Origin of the sequence: Streptococcus pseudopneumoniae (assembly GCF_001068775.1) — a bacterium.
GTDB lineage: Bacteria > Bacillota > Bacilli > Lactobacillales > Streptococcaceae > Streptococcus > Streptococcus pseudopneumoniae_N.
On the sequence record NZ_JWAJ01000079.1, the window covers coordinates 23,875 to 32,889 of the forward strand.

At 29.5% G+C, this 9,015-nt stretch carries 7 protein-coding genes and 1 pseudogene; 1 reads left to right on the top strand and 7 read right to left on the bottom strand.

The window, feature by feature from the left end; genetic code table 11:
• Positions 1-311 precede the first annotated feature (311 nt).
• The 7 genes from ADF68_RS03580 to ADF68_RS03610 form a co-directional block, all read right to left on the bottom strand.
• A complete protein-coding gene (locus ADF68_RS03580; protein ID WP_049548667.1) occupies positions 312-1,523 on the bottom strand; it encodes an MFS transporter in 1,212 nt (403 codons plus the stop codon).
• A gap of 424 nt (positions 1,524-1,947) precedes the next feature.
• Positions 1,948-3,162, bottom strand: a complete 1,215-nt coding sequence (locus ADF68_RS03585) for an ATP-grasp domain-containing protein (protein ID WP_049548668.1) — start codon at positions 3,160-3,162, stop codon at positions 1,948-1,950.
• 19 nt (positions 3,163-3,181) lie between these two features.
• A complete protein-coding gene (locus tag ADF68_RS03590) occupies positions 3,182-4,375 on the bottom strand; it encodes an ATP-grasp domain-containing protein (protein ID WP_049548669.1) in 1,194 nt (397 codons plus the stop codon).
• Positions 4,368-5,591: a hypothetical protein gene (locus tag ADF68_RS11320; RefSeq protein WP_065426688.1), complete on the bottom strand. Its 1,224-nt coding sequence runs from the start codon at positions 5,589-5,591 to the stop codon at positions 4,368-4,370. The genes ADF68_RS03590 and ADF68_RS11320 overlap by 8 nt, the downstream gene beginning before the upstream one ends.
• Positions 5,578-6,135, bottom strand: coding sequence for a CYTH domain-containing protein (locus tag ADF68_RS03600; protein ID WP_049548670.1), 558 nt, complete (start codon positions 6,133-6,135; stop codon positions 5,578-5,580). The genes ADF68_RS11320 and ADF68_RS03600 overlap by 14 nt, the downstream gene beginning before the upstream one ends.
• A complete protein-coding gene (locus ADF68_RS03605) occupies positions 6,128-7,108 on the bottom strand; it encodes a radical SAM protein (protein ID WP_000114485.1) in 981 nt (326 codons plus the stop codon). Before ADF68_RS03605 ends, ADF68_RS03600 begins: the two co-directional genes overlap by 8 nt.
• Before the next feature lie 282 nt (positions 7,109-7,390).
• Positions 7,391-8,248 carry a helix-turn-helix domain-containing protein gene (locus tag ADF68_RS03610; protein WP_049548671.1) on the bottom strand — a complete coding sequence of 286 codons (858 nt, stop codon included), beginning with the start codon at positions 8,246-8,248 and terminating at the stop codon, positions 7,391-7,393.
• A gap of 643 nt (positions 8,249-8,891) precedes the next feature.
• On the opposite strand from ADF68_RS03610, the pseudogene ADF68_RS11325 reads away from it, so the two are divergent.
• Positions 8,892-9,015: pseudogene (locus ADF68_RS11325) on the top strand (helix-turn-helix domain-containing protein); the annotation flags it as partial.

Here is a 9,015-nt window from a genome sequence, read left to right on the forward strand (position 1 = left end):
TAACAGATGTATATAAATCACTCCATGGAACCAAAGCAATTAACTAGACTTTATTTGTCAATAACCACAAAATTAGATTAGAAAAATCATTAAAAATTAATTGGCATCCTTTGTGATGCTTTCTCAATAAAAATAATACTTCTCAATATTTTAACTGAACTAAAGTAATAGCAATAATGGTATCTTGATTGTATTCTTCTAAAATAGATTGCCCTTCACATTCAACTGTGATTGATTAAATGTTAAATGTTTCTAAAAATATATTCCAAAGGCGCTCTAAATTCTCTATATCAGCTATTTTTTATCAGCTATCAACTTCTATCATACCTCTTCAATAGCGTGCTGAATATTAGCGATAATACCGTAATAGATACACCAATAATAAAAATATTAAAAGTATTGTTAGGATTTAAAACTACTGAGAAAAAAACAGTACCTAGTGGCATAAAAAGGATCGCTACTGAAAAGATAATTCCAAAGACTCTGCCAAGAAACTCATTATCTACATCTCTTTGAACAATAGAGAAAAATTGGATATTAAAAATGGAAAGAAATAGACTAAATAACGCTGGAGAAAAAATTAGGATAATGAGGTTATGGAATATAAAATAAAGCGGTGCAGTTAGCATTAACATTAAGCCTGAACACGCTGAAAGGCGAAGCAAACGTCTACTTGACAAAGATCTATTGACAAAACTACTTAATATCGATCCCAAAAAACCACCAATTGCTTGCGCTGTTAGAAAGCTTCCATAAAGTCTATCTGAAATTCCTTCAAACATTTGACTACTATAAGGTAATAATAAATTATAGGCTGCTAGAACAAAATTAACCAAAGCAGAAAGAATGATAATAATAAAGATTGGTTTATGGCTATAAACATACTTGAATCCTACTTTTAAGTCGTTAAAGACTCCACTTATTGTCATTTCCTCCTTTGTATCTACTTCTTCATTCACAGGTGTAACAAATAAAATCAATAAAGCTGCCATTAGAAAGGATAATCCATCCAATAATAGCACCCCCCGCACCCCTAGAATGTTGTACAAGAAGATTGCTACCATAGGAATCGTTACTTTTATTACAGTACTCGTTGTTTCTAATAGTGAATTTAGTTTGGAAATACTATCTTCTTTTACGACTTCTTTCGTAAAAGCCTTGTAGGACGGTCCTGAAAATGCGCTCATAAAAGCCAATATGACATTTGTGATAACAATCGCATAAACTAACCATTGTTCTTTAGAGATTAATGATAGAACTATGCAAGCGATCCCAGATAAGAAATTTGTTCCAATGATAATTTTTTTCCGCTTAAAACTATCTGCAATGACTCCACCGAATAAATTGAATAGAACCCCGATCACCTTTTCTAATGATTGATAAATGGCAACCAACGATAAAGATGTTGGATTTAGTCCGGCCAGAAAGGTATTATTAGCGAAGTCAAACATGATATCTCCGATTTTAGATACCCCTTTACTCATGACAAGATAACTTATATTCTTTGTTTTTTTATTTTCCATTAATATTACCTCATATTATCTTTTTCAGGTCCTCCATTAGCAATGTCTAAATGCTACCACAATTTGTATAAGGCACTATTTAATTTCATCATAGTTTAACAATAAAAGTATATCTACAACCTATCATTACCATTATTAGTGTTATAAGACACCTTAAATAATGGTTGAAAGAAACTATGAAATAACTTTGAAAGTATCACTCCTTCAAAAGAGCCTTTAAAACCCAAAAATTCTAAGGATGGAAATGTTGATTTATCCACTTTTATAGAATCTGATTTTTATAAAAATAGGAGTTTTTAAAACTCCATCATGAAATATCTGTATTACCAACTAACTTCACCAAGTAATTGAACTAAATTCTCTCGTATCTATTAAAAATGTAATATTCTTAATCTTATGCAGATAAAAAATTAGACTCTAACTACTAAGTAGTAAACCATGTATCAGTAATAGTTTCCGACCAATCAATTGACTTACTATAAAAATTCTTTATATCCATTGCTTTTTGAAGAAGTTCATCCAAATTCTTCCCAAAAAAGCTAACAGTTAATAAGTAATCCATCTGTTTCTGTAATCCAGCAAAGCGAACATTTTCATATTGTTTAATTTGTATCTCTATAATCCCATCCAAATCCAATATTGGAATAGACTTCACATATCCCTTTTGTGCCGGTATCCATACTTTCCCAGAAAGCCTAACACTTGAAGTGTTGCCTATATTATAAGGAATGCCTAACTCTCTTTTTACCAAATATTCATCCAAATTAATTGAGAATGATTTAATAATATTTTTTGTATATTCACCCCCTACAAGCCTACTTCCAATCTCACAGAGTATTGGATTACCAGATTTATCAATAAATATTTCTGCATGAAAAATCGTATTATAATCAACTTCAAATTTTTTAAAAATCTCTGCAGTATAATTTTTTAATAACTTGTCTTCATTCGAGTCAATATCAAGCATTATTGAACCAAGACCAAATCCCTCTTCAAATGCTTCTAAACAATTTTTGACATACATACTACAACAAGAAAACTCTATCAATTGACCGTTAAAAAATCCGTCAACATGATATAGCTGTCCACTCACATACTCTTCAACCAAGTAATCATCTAGCGAAATATTATAAAGAACATCTGACAATGAATCTTTATTTTCAATTTTAATAACACCTTTTGAAGCCCATTTTTTTCTTGGTTTCAAAATCACAGGATACCCAAATTGTTCACAGAAAGACACAACATCCATAAAGTGATCTACTTTTCTAAATTTAGGAGTTTTAAAACCTTCTTTAGAAAGTTTTTTCCGCATGAGATATTTATCTCTAAACAATAGTGCTTCTTCAAGTGTTTGACCTTTTATTCCCAAATTTTTTCGTATACAAGCAGCTCGAATAATACTACCTTCTTCAAATGCTAAAATTTTTGTAACAGGATCGATTTTATTTAATTCATAAATAAATTGCTCAACATTTCCGTTAGTCTCAAATTCAGGAAAACCTATAGCCTTATCATAAGAAAAACTATTTATCGTTTCGAGATAGCCCAAGATATATACCTCTTGTTCAAAATCATTTAACCATTTTAAATAATTATGCTTAGACTTACCTTCACGATCAATAATCACTACAGACATATTTCACCTCCAAAATTGACTATTCATACAGTACTTCAATACAGGAATTCAATGTCTTTTCTCTACCTGAGATTAACTCATTGTAATCGTTTGAAGTTTTTATCACATGACCAATCCTATTTGAGCTACCTATTTCTCTCCTCTTATCCCCCGCTTTAACATATAATTCAGTAGCGATAATATCCTCATGATTTTCAATATAGTGATCATCTAAAGTAACTGTTTTAATTACTTCACCTTCAAATTCCTCAAAATAAATGGCTATAAATTTAGAAGAAAAGACAAAATGATCAAAATCATTTAAAAGTTGAGCAGATGATAGGGCTGCTATCTCTATAGGATTATGGTTTATACTAATATTTCTATATAATTCCGAAATCATACCTCCACCTAATCTAAAGTGAGTTTCGACAACATGAATCTCTTGATTGTTTGTGATAATTATCTCTGTATGAGTTGGACCATTTGTAACCTTCAAAATTGATAGTAGTTTCCCCATATAGTTGTTAATTATATCTTTTAAATCAGTCGAAATATTAGCAGGTACAATATGGCCAATCTCAACAAATGTTTCAAGATTTTTTAATTTTTTTGTTATACCATAAATATGATGCTGACTATTTACGCTTATAGCCTCTATACTAAATTCTTCACCTTCAATAAATTTTTCAATTATAAACGTTTCATCTGAAATCTCTACTTGATTCACTATTTCCTTCACATTTGATGAATCAACTTTATAGATTGATCGACTCCCAGTGCCATCTATCGGTTTTAAGATTGATGTGCCATTTTTGTTGACAAATCTTATCACATCATCTCTATTCTCAATCATTTCACAGTTAACGTTGTCAAACAATGAATTTTTCAAGTAAGTTCTCAATGCATACTTATTATTTATAACCATCATTTGAGTTTCATTGATATTAAAAGGTATCTTTGTTTTTTCAGCTATTTTGTATGCTAATGCTTGTAAACTTTCAAACATACAAATTATCGATTGATAGTCTCCTAAATATTCAACAGCCTTACTTACTGTCTCAATAATTTGAACTTCGTTTTTAAAACTGTTAAAGGCAAGAACTTCATCATAAAGATCTTTAAAATATGGTTTTATCTTCGAAGATTCACAAACCAATGTTAACTTACAATTATTTTTTTTAAGTGCTCTGTGTATTTCAGAGAAACCACCAATAACAAGTATTTTAGACATTTTTTTCTCCTAATAGTTCATCAATATCTACAAGTCTATTATCGTTCCCTAAGGCTAAACTTCGAATAGAATTCCGTTTTTTAATTTCTATATGAATACCTCTATCCTTGAGAATATCAGAATATTTTGCTACTATCCATTCAGGAAATATTCCGTATTCACCTTTTAGTTTTCTAAAATCAATAGAATTAACCTCTTGATTCCTAAGCATGTTTTCAACTTTATTCAATCTCTTAGCTATGTCAATAGAGAAATAATTTATTTTTTCTATACTTTCCTCAATCTGTCTCTTCTGCTGAATGTTCAAATCAATATAACCTAAACTGTGAACAAGATTAGAAGATAAGTCAACTAATTTTTTCTTTGATAAATTGGAGATAGTTTTTGAGTCTAATAAAAAAGCTAATTCACGTATAATTTTTTTCAAAAAATACCCCTGTTTTTTATTTGAAATTTCTCCTATTCCACCATGGATTAATAAAACTAAAACTCTAAAAAGTAAAACAAATCTATTAACATTTAAAAAATCAATAGGCAATGATGACACAACCGGCAACAAAAAATTAATTTCGGAAATTCCCCAGATTGATTCTTTTTCTTCTAGAATCATTGCTAAACGTTCTGCATAAAAAACTACATCAAAATGGTAGTTTCCATCTCTATATATAGTTGCAATTGTTCCGAACGGAACTACACCATTAAGATACTTGTAATATAAGTAAGAGTAATTACCTGTAGGTCTCTGTTTTCCTATATGAAATTTCTCAATATTTTTCCATTCATATATATTTTCAGATGGTATTCCTGTTTTTATGTACCATCTGCGAAACTCTAATTCTTTATCACATCGTACATATATACGGTGTGTAAATAAACCAATGCTTTGCAAAAAAGCTAAAGCATGATAAATCATCTCTTCCGGTTCTTTGCAATTCTTAACTAGAAATGATAAGCCAACCTCCATCGGATTAGTCAATCTATTAATACCGACGCCATCTAATTTATTTGAAAAATATGATAGCTGTTTTGTTACATATTTTTCCACGCAGCCAGTTTCAGATAGCATATCAAACAAACTAATATGCTCTGAAATAGCAGACATATTAAAGATAGTCTCTGACCCTCTAGGTCTAACAACTTTACCTTCTTGTAGTTTTCGAAATCCATTTTCTTGACCATAAAAATAAAACTGTTTGATAATTTCAATTACGTCCATTTTTTTCTCTCATTAATTGGACATAGCCCTTTGTTTCTATTTTTGAATTTAAAAACGAGAACTCTCCGCACATTTTCTCATAAAAATTATTATAATCTTCTTTTGAAAAATCTCCTAAAATCTCTATTTCAAGATAAAATCCAAGACCATCAATCTGATCTAGATTAATCGTTTTATTTTCTAATACGTCATGATAAGTCTTTCTATATTTACTTATTGTGAAAATATTTGAAAAACCATCTTGCAAGATATTCCTTACAAATTCTAGTTTTTCAGATTCCAACTCTATTTCACTTTCACTCCACATTCCTTGTTTTATCGTATCTTTTCTTGTGAAAACACATGCCTTATCATCAGCTTCTTGACGAATTCTGTAAATAAAGCTACCTACCTCATCATTTTCAAATTCTCTTCCTTTTGTTTTAAAATATTCATCAACTTGCTTATTTTCACACTTAAATTTATAAGATTTTTCTAAATATGAAATAGCATTATTATAATCCCTCTCATCGTTAAGTTCAAATCTAACTTCTAATTCATTCATTAATTTTACCTCTCAATTCTTCAAAGGCTGAAGTCTCTTTAAATTCACTCAGTCTATAGTAAGTTTCTGGTGATGTTTTATGGACACAAAGCCTAATATTGTAATTACCAAGCAAATTTTCTAATCGTATTCCATAAAAATATTCACCACATCTGCCCTTTTCCCTAATTCTACAACATTTACACATATCGTGCAAGTAGTTTGGAATCAGTATTTTAAATCCCACTTCACCAATATTAGGAACATTATAAAAAATAGTTCCAGATGAACTTCCTTTGATATATTTCCTACTTATTTCAATACCATTTAACGAATCAAAAAAATTTCTAATCGCACTAATAGATTTTTCATTGCTTTCAACTTCGTTTAAGATTCTTATGGCAATGTTGCGGCTACTAGCCCACTTCATCACTTCATAAGCTCTACCGAAATCTTCAGAGCTGGCTACAACAGTATTTATCTTTACAGGAACTCCTTTTCTACTTACATATTCTATTAGTTCTTTTAACTTCCGATGATTTTGCTCTACCCATCTATTAGAACGATTAACTTGAGTGTTGTACATTTCAACCGTATCTACCGCATGTAAACTAAAATTAATTCCATCTATTCCCGAAGATATTATCTTATCAAAAACCTCCTTTTTACCTCCAATTGAGGTCATCTTAACAACAAAATTATATTCTTTCAATTTTTTAATAATTAAGTCAATATCTGGATGTAAACTAGGCTCACCACCTGTCAAATGTACCTCAGTAATATTTAAGGAATCTGTTAGATCAATAAAATCATTAAAAAATTTATCATTGAAAAAATCAATATTTTTTATTAATCTTTGTTCCCTACTACCTGTTCCTTCATTATGACACCACCAGCAGTTCCAATTACAGTTATCTGTCAGCTTTACCCTAATACTATTCAATGGAGTATATACGGAATCTTTTCTAGGTTTTATAAACTCTAATACACTCATTACAACCACCCCAGTTCTAGTGAATATCTTTTTCGATATTCAAACATGTAACTCTAAATACTATAATTCCTTAACAGAACCCTAACTAAAAATTGTTTAATCAAAATAATTCTTCAAATCCAGTTTTTCAAGACTTATTTCTATACTAAAACAACATCTTCCCAGAACTTCAATAATTTCTTCATGATTAATCCTCCTTGATTATAAAAACTATTAGGCCTACTGCCTAATGTTATTATATCACTAGCAGTTGGTCTAATAGTTTTTATCCCTAATTTGCAATTAGTTACTATTAAGTACTCTCTCAATATATTTTTCCCATCTATCTACTAAACTCATGCTTTCCAAGGTTTTCAGAAAGCCAATACACTTTCTCATCTCTAAAATATTACTCAATTCATTTGTCATCTTAAAATTGTAACAACTATCTATGAGGTGAAAAACTAATCTTTCATATAATTCTGTTTCATCAAAAAATAACTGGACTAATTGTTCTCTATAATAAGATGCATCAACTATATTATTTCTTTCTACGCTGAGGCTAAAAGCATTAAATAACATGCTGGTAATTAATCTTCTATGGGTCGGTAAATGTTTATAAAAATCAGTTCTCCTCACCATTTCCTTCGTTAATATCATAATACTTGATTGGCAAAAAATTTCCATTGTGGAGGAAAATAGCTCTAATTCATATTCACCCCAGATATCTATGCTGAATAAATAGTCTGATATAAAATCAATTTCTTCAGAAGTCACAATATTATCTTTCTCAATTTCTTGGAGCTTTAACTTAATCAAAATTATTGTTAATTTCTTACTTAGTTTCTCCTCTTCCTTTTCTATACAATTAATTAGGAGTCTTCTCAAGGCTGGGCTGTTGTTCTTATAAAAATAATTATTTATCTTATCAATTACCTCGAAATTACTCATCTTATGAAAACCACGCCCTAAATACATAAACTCTTCTAAAGATACGTCCAGTGTCTTTAAAACTGAAAGTAATTTACTAAGAGTAATATCTGTATATCCATTTTCAAATCTAGATAACTGAGAGGTAGAAATCTCATCATTAGCAATATTATAAAGAGAGAGGCCCTTAGCTTCTCGAATTTTTTTTAAGATTTGTCCTAAATTTTTCATTGCTTCCTCTCCTTGTTGCAGATTAGGGATGTTTTCATATATAAGTAAGCCAATTAGTTTTCAAATATTCTAGATTTTAGTAAAACTAAAATAGTATTTCTATTGTGATTATACAATGAAAGTAAATACGTCGCTCATAAAAATATGTTTTATATGACAGCAATCAGTGAAATATAACAGTTTTCATTTCATTTATTAGTCGTTAAAAGCTTGTCTTTTTCCTACTTTTGTTCCTAATATACCTTTATATGATAAATATCTGCAAGTTACCAATCTGAACGCTTAGAAATATATTCTTTGTAGTGTCTTACTTGAGATTCGTAACTGTTTTTCTAATTCTCACTATCGGAACTAACTTTGCAATAAGTAACAACCCTTTTTAGGTGTCTTCTATGTCTCTTAGACGAACTAAATAACCAGCTTTTATTATTTGTGATAATAACTTCTTGCATAATAGATATCCTCTAAGAATTACGTATAAGATTAGTAAGAATCAACCTCCGACTATAATGATAATATCCATAATCAATAACAATATTGATGTAAATTTTAAAAGTTTTTTCATACTGAACCTCCCTTTATTTTTTTATTTATTGTATAATAAATAAAAAATCCTTGTAATTTTGTTGGGAATATGGGAAAAATGAAATCAAAACTTGGTATAACACTCAGAAAAATTCGAAAAGGGAAGAAAATAAGTTTAAGTTCAATTGCTGATAGTAATTTATCTAAATCTCAAATCTCTAGATTTGAACGGGGAGAATCAG